General features: G+C 59.8%; 17 protein-coding genes and 1 other RNA gene. 10 read left to right on the forward strand and 8 right to left on the reverse strand.

Features of this window, described 5'->3' with window-relative positions; translation table 11 throughout:
* Positions 1–73: 73 nt before the first annotated feature.
* The 5 genes from KGB03_RS14560 to KGB03_RS14580 all read right to left on the reverse strand — a co-directional run bounded on the left by KGB03_RS14560 (position 74) and on the right by KGB03_RS14580 (position 5,755).
* Entirely contained in the window at positions 74–1,078 is a 1,005-nt protein-coding gene (locus tag KGB03_RS14560) for an extracellular solute-binding protein (RefSeq protein ID WP_192409007.1), read from the reverse strand.
* A gap of 249 nt (positions 1,079–1,327) precedes the next feature.
* A complete protein-coding gene (locus KGB03_RS14565) occupies positions 1,328–2,545 on the reverse strand; it encodes a 2-octaprenyl-3-methyl-6-methoxy-1,4-benzoquinol hydroxylase (protein WP_223527366.1) in 1,218 nt (405 codons plus the stop codon).
* 103 nt (positions 2,546–2,648) lie between these two features.
* On the reverse strand, positions 2,649–3,836 hold the full coding sequence (ubiH, locus tag KGB03_RS14570; RefSeq protein WP_223527360.1) for a 2-octaprenyl-6-methoxyphenyl hydroxylase: 1,188 nt from the start codon (positions 3,834–3,836) through the stop codon (positions 2,649–2,651).
* On the reverse strand, positions 3,833–5,167 hold the full coding sequence (pepP, locus tag KGB03_RS14575) for a Xaa-Pro aminopeptidase (RefSeq protein ID WP_223527361.1): 1,335 nt from the start codon (positions 5,165–5,167) through the stop codon (positions 3,833–3,835). Before pepP ends, ubiH begins: the two co-directional genes overlap by 4 nt.
* Positions 5,168–5,194: 27 nt before the next feature.
* A complete protein-coding gene (locus KGB03_RS14580; RefSeq protein ID WP_008150369.1) occupies positions 5,195–5,755 on the reverse strand; it encodes a YecA family protein in 561 nt (186 codons plus the stop codon).
* Between the two features lie 127 nt (positions 5,756–5,882).
* On the opposite strand from KGB03_RS14580, the gene KGB03_RS14585 reads away from it, so the two are divergent.
* The 4 genes from KGB03_RS14585 to KGB03_RS14600 all read left to right on the forward strand — a co-directional run bounded on the left by KGB03_RS14585 (position 5,883) and on the right by KGB03_RS14600 (position 7,307).
* A complete protein-coding gene (locus KGB03_RS14585) occupies positions 5,883–6,092 on the forward strand; it encodes a TIGR02449 family protein (RefSeq protein WP_007942437.1) in 210 nt (69 codons plus the stop codon).
* Entirely contained in the window at positions 6,089–6,406 is a 318-nt protein-coding gene (locus tag KGB03_RS14590; RefSeq protein ID WP_007942435.1) for a cell division protein ZapA, read from the forward strand. Before KGB03_RS14585 ends, KGB03_RS14590 begins: the two co-directional genes overlap by 4 nt.
* 30 nt (positions 6,407–6,436) lie before the next feature.
* Positions 6,437–6,615: non-coding RNA, 6S RNA (gene ssrS, locus KGB03_RS14595), on the forward strand.
* 86 nt (positions 6,616–6,701) lie between these two features.
* Positions 6,702–7,307: a 5-formyltetrahydrofolate cyclo-ligase gene (locus KGB03_RS14600; protein ID WP_111448358.1), complete on the forward strand. Its 606-nt coding sequence runs from the start codon at positions 6,702–6,704 to the stop codon at positions 7,305–7,307.
* Positions 7,308–7,341: 34 nt separating this feature from the next.
* On the opposite strand, the gene KGB03_RS14605 is transcribed toward KGB03_RS14600, so the two are convergent.
* Entirely contained in the window at positions 7,342–7,494 is a 153-nt protein-coding gene (locus tag KGB03_RS14605) for a hypothetical protein (protein ID WP_008024268.1), read from the reverse strand.
* Between the two features lie 201 nt (positions 7,495–7,695).
* On the opposite strand from KGB03_RS14605, the gene KGB03_RS14610 reads away from it, so the two are divergent.
* The 4 genes from KGB03_RS14610 (at position 7,696) to KGB03_RS14625 (ending at position 13,081) form a co-directional block, all read left to right on the forward strand.
* A complete protein-coding gene (locus KGB03_RS14610) occupies positions 7,696–8,145 on the forward strand; it encodes an EVE domain-containing protein (RefSeq protein WP_218536638.1) in 450 nt (149 codons plus the stop codon).
* Positions 8,146–8,277: 132 nt separating this feature from the next.
* Positions 8,278–9,243: an HlyD family secretion protein gene (locus KGB03_RS14615; protein ID WP_223527362.1), complete on the forward strand. Its 966-nt coding sequence runs from the start codon at positions 8,278–8,280 to the stop codon at positions 9,241–9,243.
* Positions 9,240–11,963, forward strand: coding sequence for a ribosome-associated ATPase/putative transporter RbbA (gene rbbA / locus KGB03_RS14620; protein ID WP_223527363.1), 2,724 nt, complete (start codon positions 9,240–9,242; stop codon positions 11,961–11,963). Before KGB03_RS14615 ends, rbbA begins: the two co-directional genes overlap by 4 nt.
* Positions 11,963–13,081 carry an ABC transporter permease gene (locus tag KGB03_RS14625; RefSeq protein ID WP_223527364.1) on the forward strand — a complete coding sequence of 373 codons (1,119 nt, stop codon included), beginning with the start codon at positions 11,963–11,965 and terminating at the stop codon, positions 13,079–13,081. Before rbbA ends, KGB03_RS14625 begins: the two co-directional genes overlap by 1 nt.
* 82 nt (positions 13,082–13,163) lie before the next feature.
* On the opposite strand, the gene KGB03_RS14630 is transcribed toward KGB03_RS14625, so the two are convergent.
* Positions 13,164–13,571, reverse strand: coding sequence for a flagellar basal body-associated protein FliL (locus KGB03_RS14630; protein WP_111448353.1), 408 nt, complete (start codon positions 13,569–13,571; stop codon positions 13,164–13,166).
* Between the two features lie 150 nt (positions 13,572–13,721).
* Here KGB03_RS14630 and KGB03_RS14635 point away from each other — a divergent pair, with 150 nt between their 5' ends.
* Positions 13,722–14,699, forward strand: coding sequence for an NADPH:quinone oxidoreductase family protein (locus KGB03_RS14635; RefSeq protein WP_008150352.1), 978 nt, complete (start codon positions 13,722–13,724; stop codon positions 14,697–14,699).
* Positions 14,700–14,990: 291 nt separating this feature from the next.
* A complete protein-coding gene (glpT, locus tag KGB03_RS14640; protein WP_192408995.1) occupies positions 14,991–16,340 on the forward strand; it encodes a glycerol-3-phosphate transporter in 1,350 nt (449 codons plus the stop codon).
* Here glpT and KGB03_RS14645 read toward each other — a convergent pair.
* Positions 16,316–16,984 (reverse strand): gamma-glutamylcyclotransferase, encoded by a 669-nt coding sequence (locus KGB03_RS14645; protein WP_223527365.1) that lies wholly within the window; start codon positions 16,982–16,984, stop codon positions 16,316–16,318. The two genes, glpT and KGB03_RS14645, sit on opposite strands and share 25 nt — an antisense overlap.
* Positions 16,985–17,195 lie beyond the last annotated feature (211 nt).

Consider the following 17,195-nt stretch of genomic DNA (forward strand, 5'->3'; position numbering starts at 1 on the left):
GCGACGTTTCGCTAAACCCCCTCGCCACAGGAACCCCACTCACCACTAGGGAAGCACTCTCAGCACAGTGGACTCAGTTCCAGCCTGCCCGATCCATCATGCGAATCGCTTCCGCCTGACGCTTGCCGGCAATTTCCACCGGCAAGGTATCAGCCACAAACTTGCCCCAGCTCGCCACTTCTGCAGAAGGCTGAACCGCAGGGTTGGCCGGGAATTCCTGGTTCACGTCAGCAAAGATCTTCTGTGCTTCAGGTGTGGTCATCCACTCCACCAAGGCCTTGGCCGCTTCCGGGTGCGGAGCATGTTTGGTCAAGCCGATGCCCGACAGGTTCACGTGCACGCCACGGTCACCCTGGTTTGGCCAGAACAGCTTCACGGCCAGATCAGGCTTCTGCTTGTGCAGACGACCGTAGTAGTACGTGTTGACGATGCCGACGTCGCATTGACCCGCGTTGATGGCCTCCAGCACCGCGATGTCATCCGAGAACACATCGGTGGACAGGTTATTCACCCAGCCCTTGAGAATCTTCTCGGTTTTTTCGGCGCCATGGACTTCGATCATGGTGGCGGTCAGGGACTGGTTGTAGACCTTCTTCGCCGTGCGCAGGCACAGGCGGCCTTCCCAGTTCTTGTCGGCCAGACCTTCGTAGGTGGTCAACTCACCGGGTTTCACTCGATCGGTGGAGTAAGCGATGGTCCTCGCCCGCAGGCTCAGGCCTGTCCAGGCATGGGCGGATGAGCGGTATTGCAACGGGATGTTGGCGTCGATCACCTTGGACGTAAACGGTTGCAGGATGCCCATTTGCTCGGCTTGCCAGAGGTTGCCGGCATCGACGGTCAGCAGCAGGTCCGCGGTGGCGTTCTCGCCCTCGGCCTTGATCCGCTGCATCAGCGGCGCTTCCTTGTCGGTGATGAACTTCACCTGCACGCCGGTTTTCGCGGTGTAGGCATCGAAGACCGGCTTGATCAGCTCGTCGATACGCGAGGAGTAAACCACCACCTCGTCAGCGGCCTGGGCAGCAGTGCTGCCAATCAGGGTCAGGGCGAGCGCGGTCAGTAGACGCTTCGGTGCCAACATGGGAGCGATCTCTCGATTGAAAAATTGAAGCCAAATGATATGGACTCACATTTAGCTTCTCAATCGAACTGTTTGTAGAGGAGTTACCAGATGTTGCACAGGCTGGAATATGTGGTGGATGTACCAGCCCTTTCGCGGGCAAGCCCGCTCCCACAGGGATCTCCAGTGTTCACACATAATGTTGTGATCACCCGAATCCTTGTGGGAGCGGGCTTGCCCGCGAAGGGGCCATCAGCCCCAACGAAAATCTCAGGCCTTGGCGAGTGCCGGCAGATCCCCGGTCAACCCCAGCGCCTCACGCACGAACAGGGCCTTGGCTTCGGGCATTTGGTCGACCATCTTCAACCCGGCATTGCGCAACCAGCGAATCGGCAACGGATCAGCCTGGAACAGGCGCTCGAAGCCTTCCATCGCCGCCATCAACGCCAAGTTGTGGGGCATGCGCCGACGTTCGTAACGGCTGAGCACTTTCACATCCGCCAGACGTTCGCCACGCGTGGCCGCTTGCAACAGCACTTCGGCCAGCACGGCGGCATCGAGAAAACCAAGGTTCACGCCCTGCCCGGCCAAGGGGTGAATGGTGTGCGCCGCATCACCGATCAACGCCAAACCTTCAGCTACATAGCGCTTGGCATGACGCTGGCGCAGCGGTACGCACAGACGCGGGTCGGCGCTGAGCACCTTGCCGAGTCGGCCTTCGAAGGCCCGCTCCAGTTCTTTGCAGAAACCGTCGTCATCCAGCGCCATCAGGTGCTCGGCTTCGCTCGGGGTGGTCGACCAGACGATCGAACACCAATCCTGTTGACCGTCACGCTCCAGCGGCAAAAACGCCAGCGGACCGTTGTCGGTGAAGCGCTGCCACGCGGTCAGTTGATGAGGTTTGGCGCTGCGCACGCTGGTGACAATCGCGTGGTGCAGGTAGTCCCACTCGCGCGTCGCCATGCCGGTCAGACGCCGAACGGCGGAATTGGCGCCATCCGCTGCGATCACCAAAGGTGCGCGCAAGGTGCGGCCATCGGCCAGGGTCAGCAGCCAGTCATCGCCGGAACGACGCATTTGCTCCAGGCGCGCGTTGGCCAACATGCCGAGATCGCAGTCGTGCAAGCGGTCGAGCAAGGCGTCCTGAACCACGCGGTTCTCGACGATATGCCCCAGCACGTCGGCATGCACACTGGCTGCCGAAAAATGGATTTGCCCGGTGCCGCTGCCGTCCCAGACCTGCATGTCGGTGTAGGGGCTGCTGCGCCGTTTGGCGATGCCGTCCCAGACGCCCAGACGATCAAGAATCCGCTGGCTGGCAATCGATAAGGCGCTCACTCGCGGCTCGAACGAAGCTTGAACATCGAAGGGTTTGACGCTCATGGGGCTGCCGTCCAGCAGCAGGACTTCCAGCCCGCTGTCCTGCAACGCCAGCGCCAGGGCGCTGCCGACCATTCCGGCCCCGACAATCAGCAGATCTGCGCGCATTTCCATGCTTTAAGCCTGTCTCGCTTGCGGCTTGAGCCGCCTATAAAGGGATTTAACCAAAGTGCCGGCGCCGAGGTTCGGCAGGTAGAAGCTGCCGAGCCACTTAAGCATCGGGACGCGTACCCAAACCCATGGCCTGTCGCGCGAACCAGCGTTTGGCCGGCGGCAACAGGTCCAGCCCGAGCAGACCGATACTGCGGCCCAGGGAAACCAATGGTTGAGTACTGCCGAACAAACGGGTGACCTGATCGGAGAAGCCCACGGTCAGGTTCTGATCCAGACGCTGACGCTCGCGGTAGGCCTGCAAGGTCGCAAAGTCGCCGGGAGATGTTTCGCTGGCCAGCAATGCATCGGCCAGCGCTTGAGCATCACGTAAAGACAGATTGAAACCTTGCCCGGCAATCGGGTGCAGGCTGTGAGCAGCATTGCCGAGAATCGCCAGGTGCGGACGCACCTGCTCCTCGGCCTCGATCAATGTCAGCGGGTACAAATGCCGCGCGCCAACCTGCTTCAAAGTGCCGAGGCGATAACCGAACACGCCTTGCAACTCGCTGAGAAAGCTCTTTTCATCGAGGGCCGCCAGCCGTTGCGCGTCCATCCCCAATCGGGTCCAGACCAGTGCGCAGCGGTTTTCCGGCAACGGCAACAAGGCCATCGGCCCGTCATCGGTGAAACGCTCGAAGGCCATGCCGTTGTGCGCTTCACTCGGCGTGATGTTGGCGATCAACGCGCTCTGGTTATACGGGCGCTTTTTGATGCCGATCCCCAGTTGCTCGCGCAGGCCGGAACGGCCGCCATCAGCCAGCACCGCAAGCTCGCATTCCAGCGTGGTTTCGTCGTTGAGGGTCAGGCGATAGCCATCGATCAGCGGCTCCATGCGCGTGACTTCCGCCGGGCAACGCCAGCTGATCACGTCCTTGTCCAGCCCCTGCCAGAGGCATTGGCCGAGCCAGGCGTTTTCCACCACATAACCCAGCGCCGGAACGCCCTCTTCCATCGCCGACAACCGCGCGGTGGAGAAGCGTCCACGGTCGGAGACATGAATCTGTTTGATCGGCTCGGCGCGGCGGGAGATTTCCTGCCACACGCCCAGGCGTTGATAAATCTGCTTGGCACCGTAGGACAACGCCGAGGAACGGGCGTCATAGCTCGGTTGATAAGTATCGCCGGGGGCAAACGGCTCGATCAGCACGATCTTCCAGCCACGAGCCTTGGCCCCGGCCTGCAACGCCAACGCCAGGCTGGCGCCGACCAGACCACCACCGATGATTGCCAGATTGACTCGACTCATGCCGCTTGTGCCCGCGCGGCGGCCATCAAGGCCTCGATCTCGGCGACCGTTTTCGGCACGCCTTTGGTCAGGATTTCACAGCCGCTTTTGGTGACCACTACGTCGTCCTCGATGCGCACGCCAATGCCGCGCCATTTCTTCGCTACGTTCTGGTTGCCCGGGGCAATGTAGATGCCCGGTTCCACGGTCAGCGCCATGCCGACTTCCAATACACGCCATTCGCCGCCGACCTTGTATTCGCCAACGTCATGTACATCCATGCCCAGCCAGTGGCCGGCGCGGTGCATGTAGAACGCTTTATAGGCTTCGCTGGCGATCAACTCGTCGACGTCGCCCTGCAACAGACCCAACTTCACCAGACCGGCGGTAATCACCCGGACTGTGGCTTCGTGGGCCTGATTCCAGTGTTTGTCCGGGGCGATTTCCGCAAACGCAGCTTCTTGCGACGCCAGCACCAATTCGTAGATTGCCTTCTGTTCCGCTGAGTACTTGCCGTTGACCGGCCAGGTGCGGGTGATGTCGCTGGCGTAGCAGTCGATCTCGCAACCGGCATCGATCAGCACCAGATCGCCGTCCTTGAGCACCGCGTCATTCTGCTGGTAATGCAGGATGCAGCTGTTGCGCCCAGCGGCGACGATCGAACCGTAGGCCGGCATTTTCGCCCCGCCCTTGCGAAACTCGTAGTCGAGTTCGGCTTCGAGGCTGAACTCATGCAGCCCCACACGACTGGCCTGCATCGCGCGGATGTGTGCCTGTGCGGAAATCCGTGCGGCTTCGCGCATCACCTTCACTTCTGCCGCCGATTTATACAGGCGCATGTCGTGAAGCAGATGATCCAGGGCAACGAATTCGTTCGGCGGCTGGGCGCCGAGGTGCGCTTTAGAGCGGATCACGTTGATCCAGTCCATCAGGTGTCGGTCGAATTCCGGGTTGCTGCCCATGGCCGAATACACCCGGTCGCGGCCTTCGATCAGGCCCGGCAGGATGTCGTCGATGTCAGTGATGGGGAAGGCGTCGTCGGCGCCAAAGTCGCGGATCGCGCCTTCCTGCCCGGCGCGCAGGCCGTCCCACAACTCCCGTTCGGCATTGCGTTCACGGCAGAACAGTATGTATTCGCCATGCAGACGCCCCGGCATCAAAACGATGACCGCCTGAGGTTCGGGAAAACCGCTGAGGTACTGGAAGTCGCTGTCCTGACGGTAGACGTGCTCGACGTCGCGGTTGCGGATCGCAACGGCGGCGGCGGGCAGGATGGCGATGCTGTTGGGTTCCATCTGCGCCATCAGGGCCTTGCGGCGACGGCTGTATTCCGATTTCGGGATATGAATCATGGGCAGATGGCTTTCCCTTTCACGCGATTAATGCAACGACGGTTTGGCGGCAGCCGGCGCGTCCGGCTTTTTGTTTTCGGTGAACAGCAGCAGCGGCGCGACGCGCAGGTACTCCATCACTTCCATGTAATCGCTTTCGCCGTCGTCGGACTCCTCCAGGGCGTCTTGCACCTGCGAAATAGCCGCCAGGTCCTGAAGCACTTCGGTGGCCTCGGTGCTCAGCATGCTGCTGTCACGGCAGTTCAGGCCGAAACCGCTGAGGAAACCCTGGCACCATTGGCCCAGTGCGGCGGCACGGTCAGCCAGTGGCTCGTCATCGGTCGGCAGCAGTAGAACGACGGTCACGTCGTCGCCAGTGAGCTCGCCCTTGACCATCTCCTGCAAGCCGATCAAGGCGTTGCGGACATTATCCTGCGGCTCGCTTTCGAGCAGCTCGGCGGCATCGATCAGCCAGCCTTCGGCATCGAAACCGGCTCCGGCGCAACTGCGGCCGAGCAACAGGCCATGCAGTTCGGCAGGCGAGACGTTATGACCGCTGGAAGTCAGCAGTTTGGCGAAGGCTTGGTACGGGGAATTCTGAATGGGCATGGGCAGCTAGGCGCCAGACGGCGCTATGTCTAGAATGAAGGCCTGTATCCTACATCGACAGACTCGCCAAGACTATTAAAGGCTGTCCGCCAGCTACCACCCATCTGACACATTTTCAGTGGACACAATGGAAGACACCGACCTGCAAGCGCTGATGGCCAGACTCGAACTGCTAATTAGCCGCGTCGAGCAACTAAAGAGTCAAAACGGACTCCTATTAGCTCAGGAAAAGACCTGGCGCGAGGAACGCGCTCACCTCATTGAAAAGAACGAAATCGCCCGGCGTAAGGTCGAATCAATGATTTCGCGCCTCAAGGCCCTGGAGCAAGACTCATGAGTTCAAGCAATAGCGTTACCGTGCAGATCCTCGATAAAGAATATTCGATCATCTGCCCCCAGGAAGAACGCAGCAACCTGGTGAGCGCCGCCCGTTACCTGGACGGCAAGATGCGCGAAATCCGCAGCAGCGGCAAAGTCATCGGCGCCGATCGCATCGCCGTGATGGCCGCCCTGAACATCACCCACGATCTCCTGCACAAGGAAGAACGCCCGGATGTACAGGCCAGCGGCTCGACCCGTGAGCAGGTTCGCGACCTGCTGGATCGCGTCGATCTGGTGCTCGCAACCGATCCGGACGTCACCAAGGGCTGAAACGCGAAACCGCTTGGGGTATACTCGCATCACTCCCTGGGGTGCTTGCCAGTTGACCACGTCCCTGAGCCGATTCGCACTACCCTGGAAGTTGCACGTTGGGCTGGTGTGCATGTCCGCTAGACGGAAAGCCTTAAAGCCTACTGCATCTTCCACCTTGAACTTTCGGGTTCAAGGGCTAAGTCAGCAGCGGTTCATCCGGGGAGCCTGATTCCAGTCCGATGCCGGTTTAAATACCGGCATCGGCTTTTTTACGGGTACGCTTTATGTACTTACCCTTCTGAAGCCCGAATCCATGACCGAACCTGCGCTGCTGCCCCGCCCGCAACTTCGACGCATGCTGCGCAAGGCCCGCCGCGCACTGACGCCCAGTCAGCAACGCCAGGCCGCTCGCGGGCTGTACAAGCAATTGGCCCAGCAACCGCTGTTTCGCCGCGCAAAACATATTTCCCTGTATCTGCCCACCGACGGTGAAATCGACCCGCGTGTTTTGCTGCGTGCCGCTCAACGCCGGGGCAAGGCAACTTATCTGCCGGTGCTCAGCGCCTGGCCACGAACCAAAATGGTGTTCCAGCGAATTCGCCCCGGCGAGAAGCTGAAACCCAACCGGTTTCGTATTCTCGAACCCATGCACAATCTCGCACGGCAACGCAAAGTCTGGGCGCTGGATCTGGTGTTGCTGCCGCTGGTGGGGTTTGACGATGTCGGCGGACGTCTTGGGATGGGCGGTGGTTTCTACGACCGGAGCCTGGCGTACCTGGCGCGGCGCAAAAACTGGCGCAAGCCGACGCTATTGGGGCTGGCCCATGAATGTCAGAAGGTCGAACGATTGGCTCAAGCGAGCTGGGATGTGCCGTTACAGGGAACGGTGACAGACAAGGCGTGGTATTTCGCCGGCTAGACGCCACTGGAATCAGCGGCGTCCGAAGACAGTTTCAGCGTTTGAAGGCCGATGGCTGTTGTTGCTGCGCGATTTCGATCGGAGCGTCGGTCTTGTTGCTCCACAGGCTTTGGGCATAGCCAGTGGTCACGACGCCGAGGCCGAACAAAATAACCAAAATCCATAGTAAATCCGGTTTGCGTTTCATCGATTGCCCCCCAAAGGCACATCAACACGATGACAGCAGCGGTTTCCGTTGTAGGTGTAGGCCGTGCAGCAGCGTCAAGCTTAGAAGGCCGGCATTTTGCGACAACGTGAACCGACACGCAAACGCTGGCGTCAACCGACCGTCGGTTTGTCATAAAATTCCCCGACAACTTGCCCACCCACTTCGCAAGGAGCAAAAACCATGGCTTATTGGCTAATGAAATCCGAGCCCGACGAACTCTCGATCAAGGGCCTGGAGACGCTTGGCAAGGCGCGCTGGGACGGGGTTCGCAACTATCAGGCACGTAATTTTCTGCGGGCCATGGCGGTGGGCGACGAGTTTTTCTTCTATCACTCCAGCTGCCCCGAACCGGGGATCGCCGGGATCGGGAAGATCGTCGAAGCCGCGTATCCGGACCCGACAGCGCTGGAGCCGGAGAGCCCTTACTACGATCCCAAGGCCACGGCAGAGAAAAACGCCTGGAGCGCGATCGATGTGGCCCACGTCGAAACGTTCACGAAAGTCCTGAAACTCGATTACCTGAAACAACAAACAGCGCTGGCCGAGATGCCGCTGGTGCAGAAAGGCTCGCGACTGTCGGTGATGCCGGTGACGGCCGAGCAATGGGCGGCGGTGCTCGATTTACGTTAAATACAGCAGAACCACCCGGTCACCCTCTTTTCTGCGCCGAACAGGGTTAGGCTTGGCCCACAGTTGACTGGTATCAACGCGCCTCGGCGCTCGATCAACCAGACTAGGACGCAACAGCCGCAGGATGCCCGCATGTCTACGCACAGTCGCTCTTCGATTTTTTTCGCCAGCGCTTTAATGGTACTGCTGCTGGCCGCCGGTGGTTTTGGCTACTGGAAGTCGATGCATGACCGGTTGCCCGAAGGTTTGTATGTCGGCAACGGCCGTCTCGAAGCCACCGAAGTGCAGATCGCCAGCAAGACATCGGGGCGACTGGCAGAGGTACTTGTCGATGAAGGCGACAAGGTCACCAAGGGCCAATTGCTGGCCCGCATGGACACCCGCACCCTTGAAGCCCAACGCAACCAGGCCGAAGCTGAAGTGTTGCGCGCCCGGGAAAACCTCAACGCTGCACAAGCCAACGTGCAATTGCGCCAGAGCGAGCAACTGCTGGCCCAGCAGGAACTCAAGCGCTCTCAGGAACTGTTCAAACACGGTTTCGTCAGTGGCCAGATTATCGATCAACAGCAGGCGCGCCTCGACACCGGTATCGCTGCGGTCGCCGCGTCTCGGGCCCAGGTATCGGCCGTTGGCGCCGCGATTGGTGCGGCACAAGCCCAGGTCGCGATGTTGACCAGCGAAATCGACGACAGCAGTTTGCGAGCGCCTATCGACGGAGTGATCCAGCTGCGCATGGCCGAACCCGGCGAAGTGTTGGGTGCTGGCGGACGCGTATTACTGCTGATCGACCCGAACGATCAATACATGAACCTCTACCTCCCGGCCTCCGTGACTGGACGCCTGGCGGTGGGCGATGAAGCGCGGATTTTGCTCGATGCCCTGCCCGACCGCCCACTGCCGGCGAAAATCAGCTTTGTGGCAGCCAAGTCGCAATTCACCCCCAAAGAAGTCGAGACCCGCGATGAGCGGCAAAAACTGGTGTTCCGCGTCAAGTTACGCCTGACGGATCCCAGTGCCATGCCGCAGGCCAAACCCGGCATGCCCGGTGCCGGCTATGTACGCACCACTTCCGTTGGTTGGCCGGCCAATCTGCAATGACCGGCCAGGCGGTTCAAGCGACCGGCATCAATCATCGCTACGGCAAACAACAGGCGCTGAGTGACATCACGTTCAGCCTGCCCGCTGGAACCCGTTGCGGGTTGATCGGCCCCGATGGCGCCGGCAAATCGAGCCTGCTGGGGCTGATCGCCGGGGTGAAAACGCTGCAACAAGGCCAGTTGGAGGTGCTCGGCGGCTCGATCCAGGATCGCCGCCATCGCAACACCCTCTACGCGCGCATCGCTTTCATGCCCCAAGGCCTGGGGGGCAACCTTTACCCCGAGTTGTCGATCAGCGAAAACATCCACTTTTTCGCCACCCTGTTCGGCCTGTCAAAAGCTGAATGCGATCAGCGCATGCACAATCTGTTACTGGCTACCGACCTGTTGCGCTTTGCCGACCGCCCGGCCGGCAAACTGTCCGGCGGCATGAAGCAGAAGCTGGGCCTGTGCTGTGCGTTGATCCATGAGCCGGATCTGCTGATCCTCGATGAACCGACAACCGGCGTCGATCCCCTGTCCCGTCGGCATTTCTGGGAACTGATTGACGATGTGCGGCGCCAGCGTCCACAACTGACACTGCTGGTTGCCACCGCGTATATGGAGGAGGCCGAGCAGTTCGAGCATTGCCTGATGCTCGATGGCGGCAAGCTGATTGCCACCGGGTTAAGCAAGGAATTACGGGCAGTCACAACCAGCGGCAAACTCGACGAAGCCTTCACCCACTATCAGGGCGACAGCAGCCACGACAATCAGCCTCTGATGATCCCGCCTCGAACCGGCACCACCACCGATATCGCTATCGAAGCCCACGATCTGACCCTGCGCTTCGGCGATTTCACTGCTGTAGACAAGGTCAGTTTTGCCATCGGTCGCGGCGAAATCTTTGGCTTCCTCGGTTCCAACGGCTGCGGCAAAACCACCACGATGAAAGTGCTCACTGGGCTGATACCCGCCAGTGAAGGCAGTGCCACGCTGCTGGGTAACCCGGTGAATGCCAAGGACCTGGCCACCCGCAAACGGGTCGGGTTCATGTCCCAGAGCTTTTCGCTGTATGGCGAACTCAGCGTGCGGCAGAACCTGGACTTGCACGCGCGCCTGTTCGATTTGCCCACAACCCAAAGCACACAACGCATCGATGAGCTGATCCAGCGCTTCAATCTGGGCAGCGTTTGCGATCAGCAGTCCGGGGCGCTGCCTTTGGGCTTGCGCCAACGTCTGTCCCTGGCGGTGGCGGTGTTGCATCGCCCGGAAGTATTGATCCTCGACGAACCGACTTCCGGCGTCGACCCGGCGGCGCGGGACGACTTTTGGCGACTGCTGATCGAGTTGTCCCGTGAACAAGGTGTGACCATCTTCCTCTCCACCCATTTCATGAACGAAGCCCAACGTTGCGATCGCATCTCGTTGATGCACGCCGGCAAGGTACTGGCTTGCGATACACCGCCAGCACTGCAACAACAGTTCAAGGGCGAAACACTGGAAGCTGCCTTTGTCACTTGCCTGGAGCAAGCCCAGGACACCGCTGAACCGCCGAAACCTCCAGAGCCTGCGAATGCGCCCGTCATGCCGGCCATGCCCAAGAAAGATCGCGGCTTCAGTCTCGGGCGCCTGATGGCGGTAGCAAGTCGTGAGGGTAAGGAACTGCTGCGCGACAAAGTGCGGATGGCCTTTGCCCTGCTCGGGGCAATTTTCATGATGGTGATCTTCGGCTACGGCATTTCCCTGGACGTAGAGAAACTCGCCTTCGCTGTCTACGATCAGGATCAGACGCCGCAGAGCCGCGCGTATCTGGAAGCCTTTCGCGGTTCTCGGTACTTCGACGAACAACCCTCCATCCGCGATGCCAAGGAGCTGCATCGCCGCCTTCAGCGCTCTGAAATCAAACTGGCACTTGAGATTGCGCCGGGTTTTGGCCGGGACTTGTACGCCGGGCGTCAACCGGCTGTGGCTGCCTGGCTCGATGGTGGCATGCCGTTTCGTGCCGAGACCAGCCGCAACTACGTCGAGGCCGTGCACCTGGCCAATATTGAACAACTGGCCGAACAGAGCAGCCCCGCGCTGAACCGCCAAGCAGCCGCCCGACTGGAAACCCGCTTCCGCTACAACCAGGACGTTGTCAGCGTTAACGCCATCGGCCCCGGCGTCATGGCGCTGATCCTGGCGTTCATCCCGGCAATGCTGACAGCGCTGGGCATCGTACGGGAGAAAGAACTGGGTTCGATCACCAACTTCTACGCCACGCCACTGACCCGTCTCGAATTCCTGCTGGGCAAACAGGCACCGTATCTGGCAATCAGCCTGATCAACCTCGCGGTGCTGGCCGCGATGAACCGGTGGCTGTTCGGTGTGCCGTTCAAGGGCAGCTTCCTGACCCTGACCTTTGGTGGACTGCTTTATGTGCTGGCAACGACCAGCATGGGCCTGCTGATCTCGGCGTTCACCCGAACCCAGATCGCTGCCATCCTCGGCACCATGATCATCACCAGCTTGCCGACCATCCAGTTTTCCGGGCTGATCGTGCCGCGCTCGTCCCTGGAGGGTGCGGCATCCGTGATGGGCATGCTGTTCCCCGCGGGTCACTTTCTCGATATCGCGGTAGGCACTTTCACCAAGGCCCTGGATATACGGCAGCTTTGGCCACAATGTCTGGCGCTGTTCGGGTTCTTTCTCGGGTTCACCGGGCTCAGCCTGGTCATGCTGAAAAAGCAGGAGGCCTGATGCACAAGCTCGCGCACATCCTGCGCCTGGGTCTCAAGGAACTCACCAGCCTGCGGCATGACAGCGTCCTGCTGCTGTTCCTTTTCTACGCATTCACGGTGGCGATCTATATGCCGGCTGCCGGCTCTGTGATTGGTGTGCATAACGCCAGCGTGGCTATCGTGGACGAAGATCACAGCCTAGTGTCGCGACAACTGGCGCAGGCGCTGCAACCGCCGGAGTTTCAACGCCCGGTCTTGCTGCCTTATGGGCAACTCGATCAGGTCATGGACAGCGGCCAGTACACGTTTGTGATCAACGTGCCGGCGAACTTTCAGACGGATTTGTTGGCTGGTCGCCAGCCTGCCATGCAAGTGAATGTCGACGCCACGGCCATGAGCCAGGCGTTCATGGGCGCGGGTTACATAGGGCGGATTTTCCAGCGCGAATTGTTGAATTACAGCGGCCAGAGCGATGTGGCGAGTAAAGCGCCAGTCCTGCTGACCACCCGCTCGCTGTTCAATACGAATCTGGAGGGCGGCTGGTTTCTGGCCGTCATTCAGATCGTCAACAACATCACCATCCTCGCCATCATCCTGACCGGCACGGCGCTGCTGCGCGAGCGCGAACACGGCACCCTCGACCATTTGCTGGTGCTGCCGCTGACGGCGCTGGAAATCATGCTGGCGAAAATCTGGAGCAACATGCTGGTGGTGGTGCTGTGCACCTGGCTGTCGCTGGAAGTGATCGTCAAAGGCGCGCTCGGCGTGCCACTGGCCGGCTCGATGACCTTATTTTTGCTGGTGACTGCGGTTTATCTGTTCGCCAGCACAGCCCTGGGAATATTCCTCGCGACCCTCGCCCGTTCGACACCGCAGTTCGGCTTGTTGGCGATTCCGGTAATTATCCCGATGTTGCTGCTCTCTGGCGGCAGTACGCCACTCGACAGCATGCCGCAATGGCTGCAATGGGTCATGCAGGGGTCGCCATCGACGCACTTCGTCAGCCTCAGCGCCGCGATATTGTTTCGCGACGCCGGGCTGAGCGTGGTCTGGCCGGACTTACTGGCGCTCACGATCATTGGGCTGCTGTTCTTTGCGATTGCGCTGATGCGGTTTCGCAAGAGTCTGGCGTCCTGAATGCAGGAGCACGGCTTGCCGGCGATGGCGGTCCTTGTGGGGGGCGCTATCGCGAGCAAGCTTTGCTCTTACGGATCCAGCATTACTGGATGATCAGGTTGTTGAACAACAGATCCTCGACCACCGGGCTGCCGGTTTCGTCGTTCATGATTTGCTGGGTCTGCTTGAGGGCTTCCTGACGCAGCTTTTCCTTGGCCTCGACGTTGTTCATCGCTTCAGTGGTCTGCTGGGCAAACAACGCCACCAGTTGATTACGAATCAACGGCTCATTGGCTTTCACCAGTTTGGTCGCCTCATCACCGGTTACTCGCAACGCCACATCGGCCTTGTAGACCTTGAGCTTCGGCGTCCCGTCCAGCCCGTAGTTGCCCACGAACGGCGGGCTCAGGGTGATGTAATTGACCTTCGGCGCTGCACCTTCTTTGGCTTCTTCGGCCATCGCTGCCACAGGCAGAGACAGGGCCAGTAACAACATGATCCACGCTTTCACAATTCGCTCCTTATCCGGTTTGCGGCCTAGCATAACGACCCGCCGCTCAAGCACAAGCTTATGGCTGACTATCAGGGCCGGGCATGCTCGTTGACCCATCGACTCACACACCTACACTTATCGGCCATCACTCCCAAAGGAATAGCCCTGATGAAAGCCGTGCTGTGCAAAGCCTTCGGCCCTGCCGAATCGCTGGTGCTGGAAGACGTCGCCAGTCCTGTCGCGAAGAAGAATGAAATCCTGCTGGACGTGCACGCCGCCGGGGTGAATTTCCCGGACACGCTGATCATCGAGGGCAAATATCAGTTCAAGCCGCCCTTCCCGTTTTCCCCGGGCGGCGAAGCGGCTGGCGTAGTCAGCGAAGTAGGCGAAAAGGTCAGCCACCTCAAGGTCGGCGACCGGGTCATGGCGCTGACCGGCTGGGGCAGTTTCGCCGAACAGGTCGCGGTGCCGGGCTACAACGTGCTGCCCATTCCGCCATCGATGGATTTCAACACCGCCGCCGCGTTCAGCATGACTTACGGCACTTCGATGCACGCGCTCAAACAACGGGGCAACCTGCAACCGGGGGAAACCTTGCTGGTACTCGGCGCTTCCGGTGGTGTCGGTCTGGCCGCTGTAGAAATCGGCAAAGCCATGGGTGCCCGGGTGATCGCCGCCGCCAGCAGCGCCGAAAAACTCGCAGTGGCCAAAGCCGCCGGTGCCGATGAGTTGATCAACTACAGCGAAACCAGTCTCAAGGACGAAATCAAGCGCCTGACCGATGGCCAGGGCGCCGATGTGATCTACGACCCGGTCGGCGGCGATCTGTTCGACCAGGCCATCCGCGCCATCGCGTGGAACGGCCGTCTCCTGGTAGTCGGCTTCGCCAGCGGACGCATCCCCGAACTCCCTGTGAACCTCGCGCTGCTCAAAGGCGCAGCGGTGGTGGGTGTGTTCTGGGGCTCGTTCGCCCAGCGCCAGCCTCAAGACAACGCGGCGAACTTCCAGCAATTGTTTGGCTGGTTTGCCGAGGGCAAGTTGAAACCGCTGGTGTCGCAGGTGTATCCACTGAGCAATGCGGCACAGGCAATCAATGATCTTGGCCAGCGCAAAGCGGTTGGGAAAGTGGTGGTTCAGGTTCGCTGAGCCCAATGAAGCGGTCTGGACTTCAACATCAAGTTGTCAGGCCGCTTACTTCCCATCCAATCGAAGGACATTTCCCAAAGCCTCGTCCTACCCTGGAGCGAAATGCGGCATGAAGACCTGCAAGTAACGCTTCCTACAACGCCCTACAGTTATACCTGAGCGACATGTTCATAAAAGAACATGCAATCTCCAACATTTCCGCTATTTGACCAATGCGAACCGGTGCTATTTTCGGTAACGAAACTGTAACATTCGCATCCGCAGTCAAAACAAGAAATCTGGAGCTCTTGAATGTTTGCTTTCTTTCGTCCTGCCGCACATCAGGCTCCATTGCCTGAAGAAAAAATAGACAACACCTACCGGCGCCTTCGCTGGCAGATCTTCGCCGGTATTTTTATCGGCTACGCCGGCTATTACCTGCTGCGCAAAAACTTCTCCCTGGCCATGCCCTATCTGATCGAAGAGGGTTATACCCGCGGCGAACTGGGCTTGGCGCTGTCGGCCATCGCCATTGCCTACGGCCTGTCCAAGTTCCTGATGGGCATCGTGTCCGACCGCTCCAATCCGCGCTTCTTCCTGCCCTTCGGCCTGTTGGTATCGGCCGGTGTGATGTTCATTTTCGGTTTCGCGCCCTGGGCGACGTCCAGCGTGACCATCATGTTCATCCTGCTCTTTATCAATGGCTGGGCTCAGGGCATGGGCTGGCCGCCGAGTGGGCGGACGATGGTGCACTGGTGGTCGCAGAAGGAACGCGGTGGCGTAGTGTCCTTGTGGAACGTGGCGCATAACGTGGGTGGCGGCCTGATCGGTCCGCTGTTCCTGCTCGGCATGGGCCTGTTCAATGACTGGCATGCAGCGTTTTACGTGCCGGCGGCGGTCGCCATGGCGGTAGCGGTGTTTGCCTTCGTCACCCTGCGTGACACCCCGCAATCGGTGGGCCTGCCGCCCATCGAAAAGTACAAGAACGACTACCCGGAAGGCTACGACGCCAGCCACGAAGAAGAATTCAGCGCCAAGGAAATCTTCGTCAAATACGTGCTGCGCAACAAAATGCTCTGGTACATCGCCCTGGCCAACGTCTTCGTCTACCTATTGCGCTACGGCGTGCTGGACTGGGCACCGACCTACCTCAAGGAAGCCAAGGGCTTCACCGTGGATAAGACCTCGTGGGCCTACTTCTTCTACGAATGGGCAGGTATTCCGGGCACGCTGCTCTGTGGCTGGATGTCGGACAAGATCTTCCGTGGCAACCGTGGCCTGACCGGCATGGTGTTCATGGCGTTGGTGACTGTTGCGACCCTGGTGTATTGGCTCAACCCGGCGGGCAACCCGACAGTCGACATGATCGCGCTCATCTCGATCGGCTTCCTGATCTACGGCCCGGTGATGCTGATCGGCCTGCAAGCACTGGAATTGGCACCGAAGAAAGCCGCCGGTACGGCAGCGGGCTTCACGGGTCTGTTCGGTTATCTGGGGGGGTCGGTCGCGGCCAGTGCAGCGATGGGCTACACCGTGGACCACTTCGGCTGGGATGGCGGTTTCATCTTGCTGATCGGCGCGTGCCTGCTGGCGATGGCCTTCCTGGCGCCGACGCTGTGGCACAAACAAGTCGCCAGTCAGAGCCGCGAAGCAATCGCCTGATCGGCCGTTGATTTGCAGCGCTTGAGCCGCGCCTCCAGATTCCGGTCTGGCATGGCGTGGCTACGCAGGGCGTGGGCGGTCTGCTCGACATAATCGCGAGTGGTGCCGTAACGCCCGCAAGCGTTTTCGAACACGTGGCTCAGCACGTGATCCGGCAAGTTGCCCGCATAGCTGGGCAGATGCCGCTCCAATACAAACCCCAACGCCTGAACCTGACTTCCGTCTTCAAGACGGCAGTTGAGCCAGTGTGGGCGATAGGACGGGAATGGCATTTCGCGCTGCCAAAGTGCGTAAAGAGAGGCTTCAAGTTGTTCTTCAGGCAAGCGATAGGCGAAGCCGCTGCAAGAACCACCGCGATCCAGGCCGAACACCAGCCCAGGCACTTCGGGTGTGCCGCGATGTTCGGGGGACCACAAATACAAACCGCGATGGTAGCCATGCACACGACCCCGCACTCGCTCCACCGCTGCACATTCAGGACGCCAGATCAGCGAACCGTAAGCGAACAGCCACACCGGCCCGCCCTTGTGGCGCGCCATCGTCGACTGCATTGAGCTGAGCAATTGTTCGTGCGTGAGCTGCGGCCCCAGATCGAGCTGCGGAGGGTAAGCCAGATTCAAAAAAGCAGATTCAATGGCGCTCATGGCGATTAGCGTTCAGCTCCCCGCGGGTGAAGAATTACTTAATAGAACGCACCGCTGTAACAATAAGGCACATATGTTTTAAGGCAATTTAAGTGCCATGGCACAGTTCTTAACTATTTGCCTGGATGACATATAACCTACCGGTATTTATATAAATCTATAAATACCGATCGGCTATATAGGGAGTTATAACGAATAAGAGCGGGGGATC

Source organism: Pseudomonas sp. BF-B-26, from assembly GCF_019956495.1.
Lineage (GTDB): Bacteria > Pseudomonadota > Gammaproteobacteria > Pseudomonadales > Pseudomonadaceae > Aquipseudomonas.

Bases quoted from the DNA above. Each gene is read 5' to 3' on its own strand.
- KGB03_RS14560 (WP_192409007.1), bottom strand. From the start codon at position 1,078: ATGTTGGCACCGAAGCGTCTACTGACCGCGCTCGCCCTGACCCTGATT.
- KGB03_RS14565 (WP_223527366.1), bottom strand. From the start codon at position 2,545: ATGCGCGCAGATCTGCTGATTGTCGGGGCCGGAATGGTCGGCAGCGCC.
- ubiH (WP_223527360.1), bottom strand. From the start codon at position 3,836: ATGAGTCGAGTCAATCTGGCAATCATCGGTGGTGGTCTGGTCGGCGCC.
- pepP (WP_223527361.1), bottom strand. From the start codon at position 5,167: ATGATTCATATCCCGAAATCGGAATACAGCCGTCGCCGCAAGGCCCTG.
- KGB03_RS14580 (WP_008150369.1), bottom strand. From the start codon at position 5,755: ATGCCCATTCAGAATTCCCCGTACCAAGCCTTCGCCAAACTGCTGACT.
- KGB03_RS14585 (WP_007942437.1), top strand. From the start codon at position 5,883: ATGGAAGACACCGACCTGCAAGCGCTGATGGCCAGACTCGAACTGCTA.
- KGB03_RS14590 (WP_007942435.1), top strand. From the start codon at position 6,089: ATGAGTTCAAGCAATAGCGTTACCGTGCAGATCCTCGATAAAGAATAT.
- KGB03_RS14600 (WP_111448358.1), top strand. From the start codon at position 6,702: ATGACCGAACCTGCGCTGCTGCCCCGCCCGCAACTTCGACGCATGCTG.
- KGB03_RS14605 (WP_008024268.1), bottom strand. From the start codon at position 7,494: ATGAAACGCAAACCGGATTTACTATGGATTTTGGTTATTTTGTTCGGC.
- KGB03_RS14610 (WP_218536638.1), top strand. From the start codon at position 7,696: ATGGCTTATTGGCTAATGAAATCCGAGCCCGACGAACTCTCGATCAAG.
- KGB03_RS14615 (WP_223527362.1), top strand. From the start codon at position 8,278: ATGTCTACGCACAGTCGCTCTTCGATTTTTTTCGCCAGCGCTTTAATG.
- rbbA (WP_223527363.1), top strand. From the start codon at position 9,240: ATGACCGGCCAGGCGGTTCAAGCGACCGGCATCAATCATCGCTACGGC.
- KGB03_RS14625 (WP_223527364.1), top strand. From the start codon at position 11,963: ATGCACAAGCTCGCGCACATCCTGCGCCTGGGTCTCAAGGAACTCACC.
- KGB03_RS14635 (WP_008150352.1), top strand. From the start codon at position 13,722: ATGAAAGCCGTGCTGTGCAAAGCCTTCGGCCCTGCCGAATCGCTGGTG.
- glpT (WP_192408995.1), top strand. From the start codon at position 14,991: ATGTTTGCTTTCTTTCGTCCTGCCGCACATCAGGCTCCATTGCCTGAA.
- KGB03_RS14645 (WP_223527365.1), bottom strand. From the start codon at position 16,984: ATGAGCGCCATTGAATCTGCTTTTTTGAATCTGGCTTACCCTCCGCAG.